Source organism: Kineosporia succinea (genome assembly GCF_030811555.1).
GTDB classification, from domain to species: Bacteria; Actinomycetota; Actinomycetes; order Actinomycetales; family Kineosporiaceae; genus Kineosporia; species Kineosporia succinea.
In genome coordinates, this window is record NZ_JAUSQZ010000001.1 from 5,841,075 (window position 1) to 5,861,147 (window position 20,073).

The window sequence follows — 20,073 nt, forward strand, 5'->3', positions numbered from 1 at the left end:
ATTCGTCATGATCTGCCACCAGTTGTCACCGGCAACGTTTTGATCAACGGGGGTTGCGCGCGGGGCACCTCGGGTGTTCCACGTTGTGTTCTGCCGGTTTTCATGGTGGACGCGTCGGTGCCCGACGATCGCCCGTCGCCCGTTCGTGCCTCGGCGCCGGCCGGGTGGGGTCAAGTGCACTGCGAGTATACCGACCGGTGTGTTTCCATGGCGGGATGAACAGTCAGCTGCGGGGCACCGCCCTGGTCGTGGTCTGGAGCGCGGGATTCATCGGGGCCGAGCTCGGGGCCCGTCACGCCGGCCCGGACACGGTGCTGGCCTGGCGGTTCATCGTCAACGCGCTGGTGCTGGCGCCCTGGACGCTGCGGGCGGTGCGGGTTCAGGGGCGCCGGGAATGGTTGCGGCAGGCCGTGATCGCGGTGCTGTGCCAGTGCGTCTACCTCGGTGGCGTGTTCTGGGGCGCGGCCGCCGGGATCCCGGCCGGAACCTCCGCGCTCATCGCCTCGCTGCAACCGGCCCTGGTGCTGGCGGTCGCCGTCGGACTGAGCGGGCAGCGTCTTCGGGCGAGTCACGCGGCCGGGCTGGCGCTGGGCACGACGGGCGTGGCCATCACCGCCGCGGGCGACCTGCGCTCGGGCGTCAGCGCCGTGGCCCTGCTGCTGCCGCTGTTCGCGATGCTCTCGCTGACGGCCGGCACCCTGCTGCAGCAACGCTGGCCCTCACCGCCGGTGCTGCAGACCCTGGGCATGCAGTCCCTCTTCACCGCAAGCACTTTCGGCCTGTTCACCGGGGTCTCGGGCACACTCGCGCCGCCGTCGACACCGGGCTTCTGGGTGGCGGTGGCGTGGGCCGCGGCCGTCGGTATCGGCGGCTTCGGGTTCTACTACCTCGTGACCGAGCGCGACGGCAGCGCCCGGGCCAGCACCCTGCTCTACCTGACGCCCGCCGCGACCGCGCTGTGGGCGGTGCCGATGTTCGGCCAGCCCTTGCGGCCGGTGACCCTGCTCGGGTTGGCGATCAGCGCGTCCGCCGTTCTGCTCCTGCGAACCGCCGCGCCTGCTCCGCCCCGCGACGGTACCGGCGAAACGCCCGATGCGCCGCGCGCCCTGGTGAGCGGCGCCTGCCGATGACGCCGAACGTCAGAAGTCCTCGTCCTCGAGACTGACGATCAGGTCCACCACGTCGTCCATGAACCGGTCGAGGGCGTCCTCGGTGAAACCCATGTCCTGCACCGTGGCGGAGGCGATCAGGTTCTGCGCCTCGACGGTCTTCTCGAGGGGCACCTCGTCCAGCGCCTCGACCTCGTCGTACACGTTGAGGATGATCTGCTCGGCCAGCTCCGGGTCGAGGGAGCCGGGTTTGAGGTAGATCTCGCTGATGTGGGCCACGAACTCCCGGGCCTGCTCGGGCGTGACCTGCTCACCGAAGCGCAGCTCGACCGCCACGGCGAAGGCGGCCGCGCTGAGCCGGGCGAGCGCCTCCGGCTCGCGGTCGCCCGGCCCGGGCTCGGGAGCTCCCTCGACGCCGAGAATCCAGCGGAGTGGGGCTCGCAGGTCGTCTGACACCAAGTTCCTCGATTCGTGGGGCCGTTCGCGGCGCGCCCAGTCTGCCAGCTCCGACCGCACAACCTTTCCGGCCCCTCGGGTGTCATAGCGGTGTGACCCTCTTGTCCGACTCGCCGGACCCCCCTCGCTGGGCGGGGCCGGCGTCCCTGTCGCCGGCCGACCGCCGGGCCGCCGTCGGCGCGCTCTTCCAGCAGCACCAGCTGCAGATGGTGCGGGTCGCCGCCGTGCTCGTCCGGGACACCGCCACCGCCGAGGACGTGGTCCAGGACGCGTTCCTGGCCGTCTACGCGAACTGGCAGCAGATCCGCGACAAGGACGAGGCCGTGCGCTATCTGCGGCGCAGCGTGGTGAACACGGCCCGCAACCGGCTGCGCCGGCGGTCGGTGGTGGAACGTCTTGCGGCGCTGCGTCACTCCCACGAGGCCAGCGCCGAGGACACCGCCCTGCACGAACAGCTGGCCACGCCGCTGCTGGTGGCGATCTCCGGTCTGCCCCGCCGCGAGCGCGAGACGGTGCTGCTGCGTTACTACCTCGACCTGTCGGAGAAGGAGACGGCCGAGGCGCTGGGCCTGCGGGCGGGGTCGATCAAGGGCTATGCCTCGCGAGGGCTGGCGAAGTTGCGCGCGGTCCTGCGCCCGACCGTTCAGGAGAGCTCATGAGTGACGACGAGGACCGCCTGCGGGCGGCTCTGGAGACGGATCTGTCCGGCATCGTGCCGCGTCCGGGGGGTGAGGGACGGTTGTACCGGGGCATGGAACGCACGAGGACGCGTCGCTCCTGGTCGGCGGTCGGGGTCCCGATCGCGGTGGCCGTGGCCATCGTGGTGCTGGTGCTCGCGGTCCCGCTGGTGTTCCGGTCGCCCGGGTCCGGCGTGAGCCCGGCCGGTCAGCCGTGCCCGACCGGGAGCATGGTGCTGGGTGAGGAGGGGGTCCCGGCCGACACCGTCCCGTTCACCGAGATCCCCGATGCTCCCGAGGCCCTGAGCGCTTCCGCGGGTTGCGAGGAACCGTGACGCACAACCTGAGGGGGGTCTCGAGGTGTCAAGAGAGGGACGCGCGGAACGAGTGGGCCGGAACCCCCGGCTCCCCGGGCGGTCACCTCAGGAGGACACATGTCACGCAGCAGGGTTGCCGGCGCGGCGATCGTCACCGCCGCCGGGCTGGTGCTGGCCGCGGCGGGCGTCGCGGTCGCGAGCTCCGGTTCCGGGCCGGCGGATTCGGGACCGCAGCGTCTGGCGGCGGCCTCGGCCGAGTCGGTGCCGGCCACGGCGGTGCTGGGCGATTCGGTGCTGGGCGATTCGGTGCTGGGCGATTCGGTGCCGGGCGACGCGCCGGCGGAGGCCGGCTGTGACCCGGCGGCCGTCCTGATCCCCGGTGAGCTGTCGGTCCCGGCCGGTACCCGGGCCGGGGCCCCGGTCGAAAGCTCCCTCGAGTCAGGTGATCTCGTGCTCGGGGAAGAGGCCGTGGAGCTGCCCGAGGCCGGTCCGGGCGACACAGCCGAGTGCACCGCCGGTGACGAGTCGGCGGAACCGGTGGAGTCCGGTACGTCCTCGCGCTGATCGGAGCCGGCTCTGCCCCGTTGCGCGGGGCGGAGCCGGCATCGTGCGCCCCGGCCGGTCAGGGCACGACGAGCACGATCTTGCCCGTCGTCCGGTCGGTCTCGCCGTGCGCGTGGGCCTTGGCCACCTCGGACAGCGGGAACGTCGCGTCGATGTGCGCGCGCAGCTCGCCCCGGGCGGCCAGGTCCGCCAGTGCCCGCATGCCGCCCTGGTCGGCCTCGACCAGCAGCGGCCGGATCCGGATGCCCCGCTCGGCCGCCAGGGCCGCGTCGCCCTCGTCACCCCACGACAGGATCGAGACCAGCGTCCCGCCGGGACGCATCACCTGCAGCGACCGGGTGCGGACCGGGCCGGCCAGGGTGTCCACGACCACGTCGACGTCCTTGACCACCTCGGTGAAATCGGTGGTGCGGTAGTCGATCAGCTCGTCCGCGCCGAGTTCGCGCAGCAGGTCGTGCTTGGGGGTGCTGGCCGTCCCGATGACGTGGGCGCCGCGGGCCTTGGCGATCTGGACGGCGAGATGACCGACTCCGCCGGCGGCCGCGTGGATCAGCACCCGCTGGCCGGGCTGCACGTCGGCGGTGTCGACGAGGGCCTGGTACGCGGTGAGCCCGGCCAGGGGCAGCGCGGCGGCCTGCACGTGGTCGAGGTTCGCGGGCTTGTGGGTGAAGGCGCGGGCGGTGGCCCTGGCGAACTGGGCGTACGCGCCGGCCCCGTGCGGGTAGGGGAGCATGCCGAAAACCTCGTCGCCGGGCGCGAACAGGGTCACGCCCGGGGCCACCTGTTCCACGACGCCGGAGACGTCCCAGCCCAGGACCGGCACGAGGCGGCCGGCCGCGCCGGCGCGGTGCTTCCAGTCGGTGGGGTTCACGCCGGCGGCGTGCACGCGGACGACGATCTCGCTGAAACCGGGCTCGGGGCGCGGGTGCTCGGCGATCCTGAGCACGTCGGGATCGCCGAGGGCGGTCTGGGTGGCGGCGAGCATCGTGGCGTTGTCGGTGTTCATGTCCCCAGTCTGGAAGCCGGGACGGTGAGGCCGCCACGAACGGCGAGCCAACGTCCATAATTTTCGGGCCAGTTCTGTCGCTCCTGGCCGGAGGTGGCCCGGGTGCGGTGTCCCCGGCGCTCGGTGACGAGGGATATGGCAGGAGTTCGTCTCCCCACGAATGCTTTTGCGGTGCACGACGCGGGTTCGCCGTCGCGCGGCGGGTCGCTCCGGCCGGATGACCTGGCAACCTGGACTCGGCCCGATTCTTACTTTATGTTCCTTTTCGTGCACTAGCGGTGTTCCACCCGAGCAGTGGAGGAAGCGTGGGAAAGATCGTGCTGGGCGCATGGATGCGACGCGTCGTCGTGAGTGGCGCCGCACTGGCGCTGGCCGCGGGGGTGGTGGGCGTGGGGTCGCCGGCCCAGGCGTCGGTGGCGCAGGGCTACATCGCCGGGGCCGGGGTGATCACCGACGACTGGGGTGACGAGGGAACGATCTCCTCGACGCTACGCAACCACAGCAATGCCGTAGGGCTCTGGCAGGCGGTGCTTTACGCAGACGGGTACCTGACCTCGACCAGCCAGATCGACTGCTGGTTCGGGGCCACCACCAAGGCGGCGACGCAGCGGTGGCAGAACGATCACGGCCTGGACAACGACGGCGAGGTGGGTCCTCTGACCTTTGGCAAGGCCGACAACTACCTGTTCTGGTCCGGCACCGAGATCCGTTACGACGGCAGCGTGCGGGACGTCCAGAATCTCTCGCGCGACAGCTCGGGCTACTACGAGCTCGGAAGCTCCTCGTACAAGGCGTCGTACACGAGCGCGTCGTTCTGCGGCTGACCGGGTGACGCAACGGCCCGGCCTCGTGGGGAGGCCGGGCCGTTGCCCGTGGTCAGGCACCCCGCGAGCCGACCCGCCCGTCCAGCGTCCCCGCCTCGAGCACGTCGGTGGAGTTGTGCTCCCGCACGATCCGCCAGCCCACCTCGGTGCGCCGCCACACCAGCGACGACGTGGTCCGGATGTCGGTCACCGCCTGCGGCGTGGTGATCCGGGCGAGGAAGACCAGGGTGGACGCGGCCAGGCCGGTTCCGGTGAGGACGTCCGGGCCGCTCTCGACCAGGTGGTGAGCGGAGGTCATCGCGTCGAAGGCCGGGGTGAAGTTGGCGCCGTACTCCGCGGCCGTCGTCGCCACCCGGCGCCGGGGATCGAAGTCGTCGTACAGGCGGACGTTCTGGCCGGCGAAGTCGTAGAGGTCGCCGAAAGTACCGGGAAAGTCGAAGGGGTCGTCACCGGGGTTGCGTTCCCACCCGAAGACCCAGCGGGTGTGCAGCTCTGCGATCTCGTCAGCGTCGCTCATGTCTTCGACCGTAGGCACCGAGCAGGCCGGGTGGGAGGCCGTGGCGCACCCACCCGGGCGAATTCAGCGGTCGAGGATCGCGAGGACGTCGCCGAGTTTCTCGATTTCAGCGGTCGAGGATCGCGAGCACGTCGCCGAGTTTCTCGATGCTCTCCTGGGTGATCGGGTCGAGCACCAGCTGCAGGTGGGTGGCCCCGGCCCCGGCCATCGCCGCGAGGTGCCCGGCGATCTGCTCCGGCGTTCCCTGCACCGGCCGCACGGGGGAACGGTAGTCGCTGTCGCCCATCACCCGGCCCTGCCCGCCGGGGAACGCCACGAGCACCGCCGCGGTGGCCTCGGCCGGGTGCCCCAGCGCGTCGACGCGTCGCTTCAGGGTGGCGAAACCCTCGGGGGTGTTGCCGTACTGGCTCCACCAGGCGTTCCACGACGCCACGTGCGGCAGTCCGATCCCGAGCATGCGCGGGCCGGTGGAGCCGAGCATGAGCGGCACGCCGCCGGGCCGCACCGGGCCCGGGTCGAGCACGCAGTCGTCGACGTCGTAGAACTCGCCGTGGAAGTCGACGCGCCCCTCGCTGAGCAGGGTGCGGATGATGGTGAACGCCTCGGCGAAGCGGGAGACGCGCCGGTCGAACGGGAAGCCGAAGGCCCGGTACTCGCGCTCGTTCCAGCCGGCGCCCAGCCCCAGCACGAGCCGGCCGCCGGAGATCGCGTCGACGGTGGCGGCCTGCTTGGCCAGCATCGCCGGGGCGTGAAAGCTGGTCGAGGCCACCAGTGGCCCGATCTCGACCCGCTCGGTGACGGCGGCGATCGCGGCCAGTGACGTCCAGACCTCCCAGGGGCCGCGGGTGACGCCGCCGGGCAGGTCGTCGTAGAGGAGGTGGTCGCCCAGCCAGAGCGAGTCCAGGCCGACCGCCTCGACCGCGCGGGCCATGGCGAACAGCTCCGGCCAGGCGACGGCTCGTTCGACCTCGGGCAGCTGCACGCCGATCCGGCACGGGCGGGTCATGCCCCCACTGTAGGGCGCGGGCGGGGCCGTTCGTCAGAATGTCCGGCATGGAAACGATCGCCCCCACGCTCCGCCCGGCCCGCCTGCCCGAAGACCTCGAGCAGCTGACGCGGCTCAACATCGAGTACCTGACCTGGGCCACGGGGCGGCTGTGGGACGAGTTCGAGGTCGTCCTCCCGGTCCCGGACGCCGCCGAATCGGCCTCCACCGTGGCCAAGTTCGCGGCGCCCGGCGGGGTTCTCCTGGTTCTCGAGCAGGGGGACGAGCTGGTCGGCACGGGCGCGCTGCGCACCCTCGAGCCGGGGGTCGTGGAGGTGAAGCGCATGTACGTCCGGGCGTCGTTGCAGGGGCGGCGGCTGGGCTCGGCGCTGCTCGACCGTCTGCTGCTGGAGGCGCAGGACCAGCTGGGGGCGCACACCGTGCGCCTGGACAGCTGCAACTTCATGGTGGAGGCCCAGCGTCTGTACCGGCGGCGCGGTTTCGTCGAGCGCGACGCCTACCAGGGCTCGGAGATCCCGGGCCCGCTGCAGCAGCACTGGCGCTTCTTCGAGTGGTCGCGGGTCTGACGGCGGCCCCGGCGGGAAAGACCGGAGATCAGGGGACGCGCCGGAGCAGTTCGGCGACCCGCGTCGCCGGGGCGGGGCGGCCGGGTGCCGCGAACAGGCCCTCCGGGTCGAGGTAGGCCTGGTTCGCCGGGGTGCCGAAGGCGGCGAACCGGCGGCTCTCCACGAGGGGCCCGGCGTCGAGCGGGTCGTAGCCCAGGGTGTTCAGCAGCTCGCCGACCCTGGCCCGGGCCGAGGGGTCGTCACCGGCGACGGGCAGTGCGCTGCGGTCCGCGGCCCCGGCGGGACGGGCGAGCGCGGCCAGGTGCCGGAAGAACATGTTGCTGAAGGCCTTCACCACGAAGGACTGCGGCAGGTGGTGCTGCATGACCTCGTACGGTGTGGTCAGTCCCTGATCGACGGCGGGCAGGTGGCCGGTGTGCTCGCCGGGCTTGTGGTTGGACGTGTCGATGACGACCTTGCCCCGCAGCGCCTCGACCGGGAGCTCCGGGTAGGAGGTGAGAGGGACGGCCACGACGACGATCTCGCCGGCCCGGGCGGCCTCCGGCACCGTGGCGGCACGGGCCCGGGGACCGAGCTCCTCCACCAGGTCCTGGAGGGTGGCGGGGCCGCGGCGGTTGGCGAGGACGACGTCGTGGCCGGCGCCGACGGCCAGGCGGGCCAGTGCGGCGCCGACCTTGCCCGTGCCGATGAATCCGAGAGTGGTCACAGGGAGCTCCTGGCGATGGGGGAACCGGCCCCTCCGGTTAAAGTGAAGGGGAACCTGCGAATATCCGCAGGCATGCCTTGACTTTAACGAAGGGGTCCCTGCGCTTGTCAACCGACGACGCCGGCGACCGGACGGGACGTGAGATGACACCGGCCGACCCGCAGACGCCCACGAGCACCCCCGGGCCGCGCGTGGCGGTGCGACGCCCCCAGCGGGCGGACGCCCGCAGGAACTTCGACGCGCTGGTGGACGCCGCCCGCGAGGTGTTCGCCCGGGACGGTGCCGCGGCGTCCCTGGAGCAGATCGCCCGGCGGGCCGGTGTCAACATCGCCACGCTCTACCGCAACTTCCCCACCCGCCAGGACCTGTTCGAGACCGTCTACCTCGACGAGGTCGAGGCGCTCGCCCGGGCGGCGGCCGACCTGCACGACCAGGAACCGTGGGAGGCCCTGGCCGCCTGGCTCCGGCAGTTCGTGCGCTACGCCACCACCAAGAAGGCGATCTTCGACGCCCTCAACCACCAGGACCCGATGTTCGTCGCCGCCCGGCAGCTGATCCACGACGCGGGCCGCCCCCTGCTGCAGCGGGCCCAGGATGCCGGCCAGGCCCGCGGTGACGCCACGTTCGACGACGTCCTGTTCCTGATCCGGGGCATCAGCGGCGCCGACTACGTGGAGGAGGCCCAGCGGGAGCGGGTACTGGCCATGGCCCTGGACGGGGTGCGGGCCCGGGGCTGAGCCGACGGGCCGTACCGAACCGAACCGAATCGAGGAACGAGACCTGATGTGCAGCGGCGAAACACCCGCGGTACCGCCCGCGCTGCCACCCGCACCACCGTCGGCCCCGGCGCCGAGGTTCGCCGCCCTCAGGGTTCCGGACGTGCGCACCTACCTCGTCGGCGGCGCGCTCGCGATGATGGCCGACAACATCGAGCTGCGCTCCTGACCTGCACTGGTGCCACAAGCGCCGGTGTCACCAGCACGTTTGACACCCGCTAGACCCCCGCTGTAGCCCACCCGGGACCGACTCGGTTGCGCCCTGCCCGTGCCCTGAATACGCGAAGGGCCCGGTAGATGTCCTACCGGGCCCCGCTACTGCTCTGATCCTACTTTAGCTCTTCGCGATCAGGCCTTCTGCGGTGCATGCGAACCGGGCGGCATCCCGGACGAACGCGCGTCCGTCCGCCGAGAGCCGGCGCGCCTCGACGGGAAGGAAGTGGGGCCACTCGCGGACCTCATCGTCGTCAGCATCACCGAGGTCCTGGGCCACGAGCTCCCGCACGAAGCGACGCGGGACGTTAAACAGCGCGGCAATGGCTCGGACGCTCGGGGGTTTGAGAGGGTCGGAGGGCTTGCTGGCCAGCCAGCCGGAGACGGTGGCTTTGGCAGGGTGGCCGCCGGTAACGGGGTCGGTGAGGGTGCGGACGAGCCACATGACGCCGCGGTCGCCGGGGAGCTTTTGGCCGGGGCCGGGGCGGTTGAGGGCGTCGAGTTCGGTCTGTAGCCATGTACCAAACACGCCCGGCCCGAGTTGATCGGTTTTCTTCGCCCTGTCCGCCATGCCCGAATCTTCCCTGTCGACATCATCCGAAGGCAAGTGCCGCAAACCCTGCGGATCACCACGCCGTCCCGCCCGCAAAGTAGCGCGGAATTCCGCCGCCGATCGCCAATTCCGCCGCTGACCTGCGCACACTCGACGCGCCGACCCTTCCCGCCGTATTGCCCTACGGGCTGCCCTGGGCTACGGTAGGGACACCGCACAAGCCCAATGGGGAGGTGAGAGTGGGATACCGAATCCGGGAAGACGTCGACCCGAAAGCCCTCATCAACGAGCGCGCGAAGGGCAGGCCTCTGGGTCCCTTGCGCCACCAGGACATCGCCGAGCGCCTTGGCGTGGCCACGTCATCGGTGACGCAGGTGCTGGGCGGCCACCGGGATTGCTCCGAGAGTTTCGCGGTGCGGCTCCTGGACGTACTTGGACCGCCGTATCTAGCCCTGGCCGACGTTTTCATCGACGGGACACCTGCGCCTGAAGTGGACTAGTACGCAAGTCCATAAGGCACTCATGCAAGCCCGATCCACGGTCGAAAAGTTGCGGCCGACACGCCGCACCCATCCAGATCGCGGCCCCACCGCCTGCAAGCCCGAGGCCGCGACCCGAACGAACGAAAGGTAACCGATGTTCGACAACGCTTACTCGTCCCCCGAGAAGCTCGGGCTCGAAATGATCGGCGAGGCCCAGTGGGGCGAGGCGGACTACAGCTTCGACCTGACCGTGGTCTGGCGACACAAGGAGAGCGGCGATCTCTTCTACGCCGACGACTCGGGCTGCTCATGCCCGTCCCCATTCGAGGACTACAAGGGGATCGCCGACCTCACGAAGGCCACTCGGCACGAGATCCTCAAACACATCGCCGACGTGGCCGCCGAACGTGAGACCTACTCAGGTGGGTCACTGATCGACGCGGCCGACCTTCTGTCGAAGGTGGCGAGCCTTCGATGAGCATCTTCAGCCGCTACATCGGTCGCCACCACCCCGACCACGTGCCGGCCGCCGACGCAGCGGGCGCCGACCCGTTCGAGCGTCTCGCTGACCGCCGCGAGATCAAGACGCTGACGCCGGCCGAGGCCGAGGCCGACCGCGACGCCGTCATGAACGCCGTGTTCGACGGGCAGGGGGCCGCCTGATGACCGCCAAGCAGGTGAGGGCCCAGCGTCGGCAGGCGCGGGCCATACGAGGTGTGGCGAAGTCCTGGTCGCGGGCGCATGTGAACACGGAGACCCAGGGGTTGTCCTGGCAGGCGTGGAATGACCGAACGGCTCACCTTGCGTATGCCCTGGTGCGGATGCCGACCTCCGGGAGGACCCGGTGACCATCCCGTTCCCCGCCCACGCCTGGCCGCTGCTCCGCGCTGCCCTGCAACACATCGCGGACCATCCGGAGGAATTCTGGATGCAGCAATTCACCACCTCCCCTGAGTACGTGAAGGAACTGAGGGGCGTCGACTCTTGTTGGCTCCCGGCGCAGTTGCCGCCTCCTGGGGCGTGCGGGACCATCGCGTGCCTCGGGGGTCGTATCGCCCTCATCCATGACCCGAGCACTGTTCACGTCACCTCCTTTACGGTCATGCGGGCTCTGGGGCTTCCGGACATCTTCGACGACTACCACGAGAGGTGGGAGGACGAGACGTCGCAAGCGCTCGATGACGTGTTCCAGGACATGGACATTGACAGCTACCCCGACCTGAAGAACGCTCTCCTCGCCCGCTTCACCTTCCCCGAGCCCCTCCCGTCCCCGTCGGCGGTGACGGCGTGACGACTACAGCGTTCGAGGCGGTGGATCTCCTGGCCGGGAAGTCGACGTGCGGTGCGCGTTCTCGTCGCCGACCGAGCGCGGAGTGGGTTCGCTGCCCCGAAGCAGCCACCCACAGCGCGATCCTGAAAGCACACTGCGGCACGATCGCCGACCGCCTCCTGTGCCAGCTCCACGCCGACATGGCGCTCACGTCCGAAACCAAGTGCAGTCACGGCCTTCCGGTACGACTGGTGGCCATCGAGACGATCGGAGGGAAGCTGTGACGTACATTCCGAAGCCCGGTGACCGTGTCCGTGTGGCCCGTTGCACCAACAGCGGGGTTCACAACGACAGCGTCGGCGAGTTCGCCTATCCGGAGGGTCCGGCCTTCGTGGTCGAGATGCGCGAAGACGTCTTCTGCATCGCTGCCGAGGTCGCCCCCGTCTTCGCGGTCGGCCAGTCGATCACTCCCGAGATGGGTGAGCCGCCCGTGGGTTCGGTTGTCAACGTCGACGGGGCTGAGCTGGACCGCCACAGGACTTCTCGGGTGCCGTCGGCATGGATGACCGCGACGGGCGACCACCTCTCATGGGATCAAGTGTTGCTGCGGGCAGAGACTTCTAAAGTCTCGGTCGTCCTCGTCTCCCTCCCGGACGCCCAGACCGGTGAGCCCGAATCTCAGCGCGTGCGCGCCTGTGATGACAGTGAGCTCGGCCATGCGCCGGGGTGCGTCCATTTCGACTCGCAGTGGGAGCCCAAGCCGCTCAACATGCCCGAACCCGAGGGCGTGGGAACGGTTGTCGAGGTCCAGTACTCCCACAACCGGGTCCGCCTCACCCGAATCGACACCGACAGCCTTGAACGCTGGGCCACGGGGGAACGAGTCCCGCGCGCATGGTCCGCCATCCAGCGGGACAGCGTTTCCGTTCGAGTGGTCGGTGAGCCCGCCACGCAGCCGCAGACCCGCGAGGTGCCGCTGAATTACCTGCGTGACGGAGACACGGTCACGATCGTTTTCACCTACGACATGCAGGCCAAGGGCGGTCTTCCGCTGGGCGACGTATTGAGCTACGAGACCGCTGAGGCACTTGGCCTTACGGAATCAGGGCTGGGGCAGTTGACGAACGCGCGGTTCACTATCACCCGCGAGACCAAGCCCCTGCCCATCAAGCCCGGCAGCGTCGGCGTCGCCACCGTGCGCAGGGTGCCGGGAGTTCGGGTGGTGCGGGTAATGGGCCCCGATCCCTTGCTCTGGGTTTCGTCCGTCAAGTGCGACGGATTGCTCTGGCACACCAGCGAGGACATCACCGACTACGAGCCACTTCTCGACGGTGAGGACTCGTGACCTCCCGCCGCTCACCCCTCAAGCCGACCACGGCAGCCGGCCGCCACTCGCTCATGGCCGACGCGATCCGTGACGCCCGCCAGTGCCTCGCCGACGTCATGCGCGAAAGCGAGATCGCGGGCGGCGACCCCAACTACACCAGACGACGCTGGCGGGCCCAGTATCCCGGGCTCGCGGCAATCATCGACCACGCGGACGGAGTTAAGGCATGACGATCTTTGCGAGCATCGCCCAGGACCAGGTCACCGTTGAGAACATCTCCCCGAAAGAGGCGGCCTCACTCCTCGGCACGCAGGTGCGCAACAGGCCCCTGAACAGGGCCCGCGTCGACCAGTACGCAGGCGACATGGAAGCAGGACGCTGGCGCCGCACCAAGTCCGTGATCAGCGTGGATCGCGACGGGCACCTCATCGACGGGCAGCACCGCCTGACCGCCGTCATCCTTTCCGGTTCCACTCAAGAGTTCATCGTGAGTCGCGGCCACGACCCCGAAGACCAGATGTACATGGACCTGACCGGGGTCCGTACGCCGCCGCAGCAGATGGCCATGATGGGCTCCCGGCACGCCTCTCGACAGTCGACCGTCGCCAAGCACGTCCTCGCCTACGACACGGGCGTCATGCAGGCAAGCCCGGGAAACCGGGGCGGCGGCCGATACCCAGGCCTGCCCGCGATTATCGAGTTCCAGAAGAAGCATGAGGAGGACATCCTCTGGGCCATCGACCTGGTCCTGACGTACGGCATCGCCAAGACTGCATTCGGCGAAGCAGCTCTCATGTCTACGGCGTTCCTCATCACCCGGGCCACTTCCAAGCCGGAGGTCGAATCCTTCTGGGACGAGTGGCTGAACCCGGAACACGCCACGAGCAGCAACGCCATCCTCCGCCTCGCCCGGCTCAACCCCGGCGAATACAAGAAAGAGGCTGCCAGCGGACAGATCTGCGCTCTCCTGCACGCCTGGAACGACTATCGGTCCGGCCGTGAACGCAAGCAGCGAATCATGCTGAAGCGCGCCGGGCAGTGGATCGCCTTCCCTGAGCGGATCCTGCCGTGACCGACGACGACCTGTCCCGCGAAATCGAAGCCCAGGCAGACAAGCTCGTCGACCAGTACGCGAAGGAGTGGCTGTGAGCGACATCCTCGGAACGATCGGCTTCTTGGGCTCCACCTTCTTCACTGTCGGTGGTCTTGGTCTACTCATGTGGACCGAGACAGACGGGTACGCCGAGCGAATCCGAATCCGCAAAGCCCGCAACCAGATCGCTCTCGACAAGGCCCGCCGAGAAGCCGACCTCGACCTGAAACTCCGCGAGTGGCAGCAGACAGCATCGCTCGAAGACCTCACCCGCCACCGGGAGCGGATGGAGCAGGGCATCGACGAGCAGTACGGCTTCAAGCCAGAGGGGGAGCGAGCATGAGCGCGCGGATGAACGAAGAAGTCGGCCGCCTGTGGGTCGCCGAGCTCCGGTCAGGGAAGTGGGTGCAGACCAAGGGCAAGCTCGGGCTCGCCAACACCAATCAGCGGTGTTGCCTAGGTGTCCTTCAGGAGTGCGCCCAAGCAGCAGGCGTCTTCGGGCCCGAAGACGTGATGGTCCGAGTCACCAGCGACGGAGACCTGTTGGGCTACCGCGAAGACCCGACCAAGGGCCGCGCCTGGGAAGAGGGCGTCCTTTCCGACAAGGTCCAGGCTTGGGCTGCATTGGCCGAGGATAACCCCACGGTGTTCATCCCGGACGAGGATGAGCCCGATGTCGACTCTCGAACTTCTCTCGCCGACCTGAACGATGAGGGTCGATCCTTCGCCGAGATCGCCGACCTGATCGAATCCCAGCTGCTCGGTGGTGCCCAGTGAGCGCGCCCACCGACGTGCGGATCCCGGAGCAGCGCGCAGGCGGAAAGCTGCTGATTGACGAGCCGGGGGTTTACGACCTCCCGGAGGAGGACTATCACCGCGATCCGGTAGCCGGCGGGTCCCTCTCGGCCACGGGCATGAAGAAGCTTGTCGATGAGGACGGTTGGACTCCCGCCCACTTTCAGGCGTGGATGAAGGAGGGCAACCGCGAACCGTCCGAGTCCCAGAACTTCGGCTCAGCAACGCACACTGCCGTTCTCGGACGCGGCCCCGAAGTGGTCGCCTTCCCCAGGGCGGACGGCCGAACCAAAGAGGGCAAGGCCATCAAGGCCGACGCGGATGCGGCACGCGGCGAAGGGAAGATCGTCGTCACGGAGGAGGAGGCCGAAGTCATCGCCGGCATGCGCGACGCCATCCAGCGTAGCCAGTGGGCAACAACCCTCCTCAATCACGAGTTCGGCAAACCCGAGCAGACGATGATCTGGCGGGACGAGGGTACCGGCGTCTGGTGCCGCAGCCTCGTGGACTTCCTTCGCAAGCCAGAGCAAGACGGCCGGCTATGGCTCGTGGACTTCAAGACCGCCGACTCGGCCGCGCCCAGCAAGTGGATCCGTAAAGCATTCGACTGGGGCTACCACATTCAGCGGAGCCAGTACGCGGCCGGGGCGCGGATGCTCAACCTTGCAGAAGAGGTCGAGTTCGTCTTCCTCATCCAGGAAAAGCGCAAGCCCTACCTGGTCAACCAGATCAGGCTCGACGCGAAGGGCATCGCCATCGGCGACTACGTACGAGCGAAGGCGCTCAACACGTACGCCGAATGCATGTCCCGATACGGCTGGGACCAGCAGTGGCCTGGCTACCCCGAAGAACTCGTTACCGCTGAGACGCCCGGCTACATCTCCTACCAGTACCCCGAGGTGGACTGACCATGACCGCAGACCTTTCCCGCATCCCGAGCCAGATCGACCGGGGCCGACAGATCGCCTCGCAGGCCGCTGGCGTCGAGCACACCCGTGCCGCGGCCGAGGTTGCCGCCGCCGTCCAGGCCGCCCGCATGGTCCCGCGCGACCTGGAGTACGCCAAGGAGCAGATGCGACGCGCATGCTCGAACTACAGCCTCGCCCAGCGCGCTTTCTACAGCTACCGGCAGGGCGGCCTCGTCGAAGGTGCCACCGTGTACCTGGCCCGGACCCTGGCCGCCGTGTACGGCAACATCGACTGGGGCACCAAGGAACTCGAGCGTTCGGCCGGCCAGTCCGAGGTGCAGGCGTGGGCCTGGGATCAGGAAACGAACTCCCGCAAGTCCCGGTCGATCATCATCCCACACGTCCAGTACACGGGCGGCAAGGGTCAGAAGACCCTCGAAGGCGCCCGCGAGATTGACCAGAACAACAACTCTGTTGCGGCCCGCGCCGAACGGGAAATGCTCTTCGGCATAATGGATTCCGGGTACGTCGAGGAAGCCAAGCGGTTGTGCCGCGAGACCTTGGAGCGCGGCGAGAACGGGAAGTCCATCCCGGAGCGCGCCACGGCGGCAGTCGATGCCTTCGCCCGGAACATGAAGGTCACCCGGGCGCAGCTCGAGAAGAACGTCGGCAGGTCCGTCAATCAGTGGTCAGCCCAGGACATCGCGAGCCTGGAAGTTCTCTACGGGTCGCTCAATCGGAACGAGATCAGCAAGGATGAAGCGTTCCCCCCGGAGGCCCCCAAGGTTGTCGACTTCGCGGGCGCACCCAAGCCTCCGGCGATCCAGGGCGAGCCGGACCCGACCGTCAATGGCGAGATGCCCAACGGCGGCGTCCAGTGAAGGCCTCCCAGAAGCACATGGCAGCCCTTTTCGGCGCTCTCACCCGGGCCGGCGTCCGTAACGCGGACCGCCACGAGTATGCGACGGGCGTCCTGGGTCGCGACGTGACCACGTTCTCGGACCTGTCCACGGCCGACGTCAACCGTCTGATGACCGCGATCGCAGCGGCGAACACGCATGAGGAGGTGGCATGACCAGCGTGAAGTGGCCGATGCGGCGGGGGAGTGTCGTCGCGTCCAGCAAGGGCGACGACTGGCGGCACGAAGCGGCGTGCCGCGACGTCGACCTGGAGGAGATCCAGTTCTTCCCGGGCGATGACGAAGCCCGCAACTGGGATCCGATGCCCGCACTGAAAGTCTGTTCGCGGTGCCCCGTCATGCAGCAGTGCCGGATCGAGGCCGACGTCAGCGAGGGGCGGGCTGACGGGAAAGTCCAGGGCGTGTGGGGTGGCGAAACGGCAGGGACGAGGATCGCCCGGCGACGGGCGAAGAGGAAGGCGAGCGCCTGATGGTCAACAAGTCTGGTCGGATCGGCACGGCGGGCGAGTCGGGCGTGTGTAAGTACCTCGCCGCGAACGGATTTCCGCTGGCCGAGCGGCGACGTCTGCGCGGGAACCTAGACGGGGGCGACCTGGTCACGGTTCCCGGGCTCGTCGTCGAGGTGAAGTCGGGTGCAGCGGCGAAGAATGCTTCCGTGGAGCGCGTCTCGGACTGGCTCGGCGAGACCGAACAGGAACGCTTGAACGCGGGCGCCAACATTGGTCTCCTCGTCGTGCAGCGCCGCGGGTACTCGCCCGACCGTGCAGGGTTCTGGCGGGCCATCATGCCGATCGGGCAGTGGGTTTCGCTGTTTGGGTACGAACCGAAGACCGGGCTTGCGCACAGGCCTGTCGAACTGTTCCTCATCGACGCCGTCAACGCTTTGCGCCGCGGAGGGTACGGCGACGCGCTCGACGACGAGGTGAGCTCCGGGCTTGAGGTGGACGACCCGTGGGGGCCGGCCGCGTACGCGAAGGGGACGGCGACATGACTGACATCCTCGCGGCCATCGACGCCGTACTCGACCAGCAGCCTGACCTTTTCGAGCACGTGCTCGTCGAAGCATTCGGAGACGTGGTCTGGCTCGACCCGGAAGGAAACGGCGAGGGAGCCGAGGTCGACCTCGAAAGCCCCTGTGGTGACTCATGCCAAGAGCGCACACTCTTGAAAACTTTTGCTGGCACCGAGTTCACCCTCGTCCGGACCCTCTGTACCGACATCCAGAAGTGGAACCCGTTCGCCGACCACTACGGCTACGAGGACACCCTCGCCGCCTACCATGCCGGACTCAACGGATACCGGGCCATGCGGCCAGTCGGGCGTAACCAGGTTTGCGCCTACGACATGGGCCGCGAACTCGCCGACCAGATCAGGTGGCAGCCATGATCGTGCGCCTCAAGGCGGACTGCCAGAACTGCGGGCTCCCCGCCGACGACCAGCCGCAAGCCTTCACAGTCGCCGCCATCCATCAAGGCCTCGCACTCACCTGGCCCTGCCCCTACTGCGGCGACGGACTACGCATGCTCGGACGAGCCGCCGGCCTCGCAGCACTGAGATCCGGAGCGATCATCGACCCCTCGGCACGCACGTACACAGCACGCACACACGGACCACTGCTCTAACCCGGATGGGCGCGGACTCCAACACGGAGCCGCGCCCATCGTGGGCTTGCAAGGTATCCCTGAGGTAGGGTGTGGACGTCCTGCGGGCACACTGCTCCCCCTGAGCTTGGCGGCAAGGGGGAGAGCTCCGGGAGACCAGCTCAACCGAATAAGCACGACGACCGCTAGGAGGTCATCGAATGCCTACGAAGCAGGCTACCAAGCCCCGTGGGGGCCAATACCTCTGGACCGACGAGGAACTCCTCATCGAAGTCCACATGTGCCACACCGGCGACACGTTCAACAACCTCGCACGCCGACTCGGCTACGCGCCCGACACCCTCGCCGACCGCCTCAAAGCCATGGGGCAGACCGCACTCCTCGAACGTCTCCGCCCCGCCCCCCTCGACCCCGCCATGCAGCGCGGCGGCACCATCGTCCGCCGGCCCAACGAGCAACGGCGCATCGACGAGAAGCGTGCGCAGCGGGCCGAGCAGGACCAGGCGCGGCGGGAGGTGGCGGCATGATGCTGCGACTGAACGACTGGTTCTGCGGGGCGGGCGGCGCGACCCAGGGTGCTCACACGGTCCCGGGTGTAGAGCCCATCCTGGCCGCGAACCACAACGAACAGGCCATCGCCACGCACTCGGCGAACTTCCCGGACGTCGAGCACTTCCGAGGCGACATCAAGGACCTCGACGTGGCCGGCCACCCGTACGCGGAGATCTTCTGGGCTTCGCCCGAGTGCACGAACTGGTCGGTGGCCAAGGGGAAGAAGGTCGACTACGACGGCAGCAACGCTCAACTCGGCCTGTTCGGTGACGTCGAGATCGAGGACGACGTCATGCGTTCCCGGGCGCTCATGCAGGACGTCATCCGCTACCTCGAAGGCATGGACCTCCGGCAGCAACCAGTCCTCGCCGGGGTCGTCGAGAACGTCACCGACATCCGCAAGTGGGAGCACTGGCACGCCTGGCGGTCCCGGATCGAGAAGATCGGCTACCGGACACGTCTCATCGCGCTGAACTCAATGCACGCCGAGTCCACTCGGGCTCCCCGGGCGCCGCAGTCCCGCGACCGCCTGTACCTGGCCTACTGGCACACAAAGATCGGCCGCGACCCGGACTGGGACCGCTGGCTGCGCCCGTCCGCGCACTGCCCGACCTGCGACCGTGACATCGCCGCCGTGCAGTCGTGGAAGAAGCCCGGCGTCGACATGGGCCGATACCGGTCCCAGTACGTCTACCGGTGCCCGACCACCTCATGCCGCGGCCAGGTCGTCGAGCCCGTGTTCGTCCCAGCCGCCGCTGCGATCGACTGGACACTCCCAGGAACCCGAATCGGCGACCGCGCCAAGCCTCTCGCCGACAAGACCCTGGCCCGGATCCGAGCCGGCATCGAGAAGTACGCCCGCCCGGTCGTCGTGCGGAACAACAGCGTCCGGGCGGGCGAGAGCGCCGCACACCTGTCGGTGCCCGTGCAGCGGGCGATGGGCGCTCTCACCACGGCGGGCCACCAGTCGATCGCTGTCCCGCCGATGCTCGTACCCGCCGGGGGCACCTGGAATGAGACCGGGCAGCCCGTCTCGCTGCCTATGCGGGCCCGGACTACCCGCGAGACCGAAGGCATTCTCGTCCCGCCTCTCCTGATCCCCGTCGAAGGCCGTGAAGGCAAGCAAGCGGCCTCGAGCCAGGAGCACCTGCGGACCATGACGACTCGCAACGAGACAGGCCTACTGATCCCGCCGTTCATCACCGAGCTCCGCGGTGGCGGCTCTGACCACCGGCCCCTCAGCGAATCTCTCGCCACGATCACGGCATCCGGAAACCATCACGGGCTCGTCACCATGCAGGCCTGGGCGTCCCTGTACGGCTACGACAGCGGCGAACTCCGCGACCACTTGCGCAACCCACTGCCGACGCAGACCACCGTCCAGGGCGACGGCGTACTCACCGGCAGCGGGCTGCCCGCCGTCGAGGACTGCCTGTTCCGCATGCTCGAGCCCCACGAGATCCACGCCGGAATGGCCTTCGTGCCCGGGTACATCGTCCTCGGCAGCAAGCGGGACAAGGTCCGTCAGCTTGGTAACGCCGTCACGCCGCCGGTCGCCGAGGTGCTCGTCTCCGCGCTCGTCGAGTGCATCTCCGGCGAGCAGATCGAGCGAGCCGCCGCGTGAGCCCCGAACGCGCCGAAGTCGAGGGCTTCTGCTCGGCCGCCTACCCGCACGCCCACACCCTGCCGCCGGAACCAGACACCGCGGATGCATGGCAGGCCGGCGTCGAACGGGGGAGCGGTGGGGACCAGGAAGCGGCTGACCTCGCGTACCTGGCCGCCGGATTCACCAACCTCGCCTTCATGGGCGCGACGAGAGGGGCTGCCTGATGGCCC

General features: G+C 68.9%; 32 protein-coding genes. 26 read left to right on the plus strand and 6 right to left on the minus strand.

Features of this window, described 5'->3' with window-relative positions; all coding sequences use genetic code 11:
- Positions 1 to 215 precede the first annotated feature (215 nt).
- Positions 216 to 1,130 carry a DMT family transporter gene (locus tag J2S57_RS25385; protein ID WP_307247385.1) on the plus strand — a complete coding sequence of 305 codons (915 nt, stop codon included), beginning with the start codon at positions 216 to 218 and terminating at the stop codon, positions 1,128 to 1,130.
- A gap of 9 nt (positions 1,131 to 1,139) precedes the next feature.
- Here the strand turns inward: J2S57_RS25385 and J2S57_RS25390 are convergent, their stop codons facing one another.
- On the minus strand, positions 1,140 to 1,565 hold the full coding sequence (locus J2S57_RS25390; protein ID WP_307247387.1) for a hypothetical protein: 426 nt from the start codon (positions 1,563 to 1,565) through the stop codon (positions 1,140 to 1,142).
- Positions 1,566 to 1,657: 92 nt separating this feature from the next.
- Between J2S57_RS25390 and J2S57_RS25395 the strand changes: the two genes are divergently transcribed.
- The 3 genes from J2S57_RS25395 (at position 1,658) to J2S57_RS25405 (ending at position 3,123) form a co-directional block, all read left to right on the plus strand.
- Complete coding sequence (locus tag J2S57_RS25395) at positions 1,658 to 2,224, plus strand: SigE family RNA polymerase sigma factor (protein ID WP_307247389.1); 567 nt, start codon at positions 1,658 to 1,660, stop codon at positions 2,222 to 2,224.
- Positions 2,221 to 2,577 (plus strand): hypothetical protein, encoded by a 357-nt coding sequence (locus tag J2S57_RS25400; protein ID WP_307247391.1) that lies wholly within the window; start codon positions 2,221 to 2,223, stop codon positions 2,575 to 2,577. The genes J2S57_RS25395 and J2S57_RS25400 overlap by 4 nt, the downstream gene beginning before the upstream one ends.
- Before the next feature lie 99 nt (positions 2,578 to 2,676).
- Positions 2,677 to 3,123 (plus strand): hypothetical protein, encoded by a 447-nt coding sequence (locus J2S57_RS25405; RefSeq protein WP_307247394.1) that lies wholly within the window; start codon positions 2,677 to 2,679, stop codon positions 3,121 to 3,123.
- 58 nt (positions 3,124 to 3,181) lie between these two features.
- Here the strand turns inward: J2S57_RS25405 and J2S57_RS25410 are convergent, their stop codons facing one another.
- Positions 3,182 to 4,129, minus strand: a complete 948-nt coding sequence (locus tag J2S57_RS25410; RefSeq protein ID WP_307247395.1) for an NADP-dependent oxidoreductase — start codon at positions 4,127 to 4,129, stop codon at positions 3,182 to 3,184.
- 305 nt (positions 4,130 to 4,434) lie between these two features.
- Here J2S57_RS25410 and J2S57_RS25415 point away from each other — a divergent pair, with 305 nt between their 5' ends.
- Positions 4,435 to 4,953 carry a peptidoglycan-binding domain-containing protein gene (locus J2S57_RS25415; RefSeq protein ID WP_307247397.1) on the plus strand — a complete coding sequence of 173 codons (519 nt, stop codon included), beginning with the start codon at positions 4,435 to 4,437 and terminating at the stop codon, positions 4,951 to 4,953.
- A gap of 52 nt (positions 4,954 to 5,005) precedes the next feature.
- On the opposite strand, the gene J2S57_RS25420 is transcribed toward J2S57_RS25415, so the two are convergent.
- Positions 5,006 to 5,470: a hypothetical protein gene (locus J2S57_RS25420; RefSeq protein ID WP_307247399.1), complete on the minus strand. Its 465-nt coding sequence runs from the start codon at positions 5,468 to 5,470 to the stop codon at positions 5,006 to 5,008.
- Positions 5,471 to 5,576: 106 nt separating this feature from the next.
- Positions 5,577 to 6,476, minus strand: coding sequence for an LLM class flavin-dependent oxidoreductase (locus J2S57_RS25425; protein ID WP_307247400.1), 900 nt, complete (start codon positions 6,474 to 6,476; stop codon positions 5,577 to 5,579).
- Positions 6,477 to 6,523: 47 nt separating this feature from the next.
- Between J2S57_RS25425 and J2S57_RS25430 the strand changes: the two genes are divergently transcribed.
- Entirely contained in the window at positions 6,524 to 7,042 is a 519-nt protein-coding gene (locus J2S57_RS25430; protein WP_307247404.1) for a GNAT family N-acetyltransferase, read from the plus strand.
- Between the two features lie 28 nt (positions 7,043 to 7,070).
- Here the strand turns inward: J2S57_RS25430 and J2S57_RS25435 are convergent, their stop codons facing one another.
- A complete protein-coding gene (locus tag J2S57_RS25435; protein WP_307247406.1) occupies positions 7,071 to 7,898 on the minus strand; it encodes an NADPH-dependent F420 reductase in 828 nt (275 codons plus the stop codon).
- On the opposite strand from J2S57_RS25435, the gene J2S57_RS25440 reads away from it, so the two are divergent.
- Positions 7,892 to 8,485: a TetR/AcrR family transcriptional regulator gene (locus J2S57_RS25440; RefSeq protein ID WP_370882506.1), complete on the plus strand. Its 594-nt coding sequence runs from the start codon at positions 7,892 to 7,894 to the stop codon at positions 8,483 to 8,485. The genes J2S57_RS25435 and J2S57_RS25440 overlap by 7 nt on opposite strands.
- A 46-nt stretch (positions 8,486 to 8,531) precedes the next feature.
- Complete coding sequence (locus tag J2S57_RS25445) at positions 8,532 to 8,693, plus strand: hypothetical protein (protein WP_307247411.1); 162 nt, start codon at positions 8,532 to 8,534, stop codon at positions 8,691 to 8,693.
- A 165-nt stretch (positions 8,694 to 8,858) separates the two neighbouring features.
- Here the strand turns inward: J2S57_RS25445 and J2S57_RS25450 are convergent, their stop codons facing one another.
- Positions 8,859 to 9,308, minus strand: coding sequence for a hypothetical protein (locus J2S57_RS25450; protein ID WP_307247413.1), 450 nt, complete (start codon positions 9,306 to 9,308; stop codon positions 8,859 to 8,861).
- A gap of 221 nt (positions 9,309 to 9,529) precedes the next feature.
- Between J2S57_RS25450 and J2S57_RS25455 the strand changes: the two genes are divergently transcribed.
- From J2S57_RS25455 to J2S57_RS25540, 18 genes are all read left to right on the plus strand, one after another.
- On the plus strand, positions 9,530 to 9,790 hold the full coding sequence (locus J2S57_RS25455; RefSeq protein ID WP_307247415.1) for a helix-turn-helix domain-containing protein: 261 nt from the start codon (positions 9,530 to 9,532) through the stop codon (positions 9,788 to 9,790).
- A 136-nt stretch (positions 9,791 to 9,926) separates the two neighbouring features.
- The gene (locus J2S57_RS25460; protein ID WP_307247417.1) at positions 9,927 to 10,250 is read left to right on the plus strand and encodes a DUF7574 domain-containing protein; all 324 of its coding nucleotides are present in this window, start codon (positions 9,927 to 9,929) and stop codon (positions 10,248 to 10,250) included.
- Positions 10,247 to 10,435: a hypothetical protein gene (locus J2S57_RS25465; protein ID WP_307247419.1), complete on the plus strand. Its 189-nt coding sequence runs from the start codon at positions 10,247 to 10,249 to the stop codon at positions 10,433 to 10,435. Before J2S57_RS25460 ends, J2S57_RS25465 begins: the two co-directional genes overlap by 4 nt.
- 181 nt (positions 10,436 to 10,616) lie before the next feature.
- Positions 10,617 to 11,063, plus strand: coding sequence for a hypothetical protein (locus J2S57_RS25470; protein WP_307247421.1), 447 nt, complete (start codon positions 10,617 to 10,619; stop codon positions 11,061 to 11,063).
- A 259-nt stretch (positions 11,064 to 11,322) separates the two neighbouring features.
- Positions 11,323 to 12,387, plus strand: a complete 1,065-nt coding sequence (locus J2S57_RS25475) for a hypothetical protein (protein WP_307247423.1) — start codon at positions 11,323 to 11,325, stop codon at positions 12,385 to 12,387.
- Complete coding sequence (locus J2S57_RS25480; RefSeq protein ID WP_307247426.1) at positions 12,384 to 12,599, plus strand: hypothetical protein; 216 nt, start codon at positions 12,384 to 12,386, stop codon at positions 12,597 to 12,599. Before J2S57_RS25475 ends, J2S57_RS25480 begins: the two co-directional genes overlap by 4 nt.
- Positions 12,596 to 13,441 carry a ParB N-terminal domain-containing protein gene (locus tag J2S57_RS25485; RefSeq protein ID WP_307247428.1) on the plus strand — a complete coding sequence of 282 codons (846 nt, stop codon included), beginning with the start codon at positions 12,596 to 12,598 and terminating at the stop codon, positions 13,439 to 13,441. The genes J2S57_RS25480 and J2S57_RS25485 overlap by 4 nt, the downstream gene beginning before the upstream one ends.
- A gap of 73 nt (positions 13,442 to 13,514) precedes the next feature.
- On the plus strand, positions 13,515 to 13,805 hold the full coding sequence (locus tag J2S57_RS25490; RefSeq protein WP_307247430.1) for a hypothetical protein: 291 nt from the start codon (positions 13,515 to 13,517) through the stop codon (positions 13,803 to 13,805).
- Positions 13,802 to 14,239, plus strand: coding sequence for a hypothetical protein (locus J2S57_RS25495; protein ID WP_307247432.1), 438 nt, complete (start codon positions 13,802 to 13,804; stop codon positions 14,237 to 14,239). The genes J2S57_RS25490 and J2S57_RS25495 overlap by 4 nt, the downstream gene beginning before the upstream one ends.
- Complete coding sequence (locus J2S57_RS25500) at positions 14,236 to 15,165, plus strand: PD-(D/E)XK nuclease-like domain-containing protein (protein ID WP_307247434.1); 930 nt, start codon at positions 14,236 to 14,238, stop codon at positions 15,163 to 15,165. Before J2S57_RS25495 ends, J2S57_RS25500 begins: the two co-directional genes overlap by 4 nt.
- A gap of 2 nt (positions 15,166 to 15,167) precedes the next feature.
- Entirely contained in the window at positions 15,168 to 16,046 is an 879-nt protein-coding gene (locus tag J2S57_RS25505) for a hypothetical protein (protein ID WP_307247436.1), read from the plus strand.
- A gap of 17 nt (positions 16,047 to 16,063) precedes the next feature.
- The gene (locus J2S57_RS25510) at positions 16,064 to 16,240 is read left to right on the plus strand and encodes a hypothetical protein (RefSeq protein ID WP_307247437.1); all 177 of its coding nucleotides are present in this window, start codon (positions 16,064 to 16,066) and stop codon (positions 16,238 to 16,240) included.
- The gene (locus tag J2S57_RS25515; RefSeq protein ID WP_307247439.1) at positions 16,237 to 16,554 is read left to right on the plus strand and encodes a WhiB family transcriptional regulator; all 318 of its coding nucleotides are present in this window, start codon (positions 16,237 to 16,239) and stop codon (positions 16,552 to 16,554) included. Before J2S57_RS25510 ends, J2S57_RS25515 begins: the two co-directional genes overlap by 4 nt.
- Entirely contained in the window at positions 16,554 to 17,075 is a 522-nt protein-coding gene (locus J2S57_RS25520) for a hypothetical protein (RefSeq protein ID WP_307247441.1), read from the plus strand. Before J2S57_RS25515 ends, J2S57_RS25520 begins: the two co-directional genes overlap by 1 nt.
- Complete coding sequence (locus J2S57_RS25525; protein ID WP_307247443.1) at positions 17,072 to 17,470, plus strand: hypothetical protein; 399 nt, start codon at positions 17,072 to 17,074, stop codon at positions 17,468 to 17,470. The genes J2S57_RS25520 and J2S57_RS25525 overlap by 4 nt, the downstream gene beginning before the upstream one ends.
- A 415-nt stretch (positions 17,471 to 17,885) precedes the next feature.
- On the plus strand, positions 17,886 to 18,212 hold the full coding sequence (locus J2S57_RS25530) for a hypothetical protein (RefSeq protein ID WP_307247445.1): 327 nt from the start codon (positions 17,886 to 17,888) through the stop codon (positions 18,210 to 18,212).
- A complete protein-coding gene (locus J2S57_RS25535) occupies positions 18,209 to 19,861 on the plus strand; it encodes a DNA cytosine methyltransferase (RefSeq protein ID WP_307247448.1) in 1,653 nt (550 codons plus the stop codon). The genes J2S57_RS25530 and J2S57_RS25535 overlap by 4 nt, the downstream gene beginning before the upstream one ends.
- Positions 19,858 to 20,067 carry a hypothetical protein gene (locus J2S57_RS25540; protein WP_307247450.1) on the plus strand — a complete coding sequence of 70 codons (210 nt, stop codon included), beginning with the start codon at positions 19,858 to 19,860 and terminating at the stop codon, positions 20,065 to 20,067. The genes J2S57_RS25535 and J2S57_RS25540 overlap by 4 nt, the downstream gene beginning before the upstream one ends.
- The last annotated feature ends 6 nt before the right edge of the window (positions 20,068 to 20,073 follow it).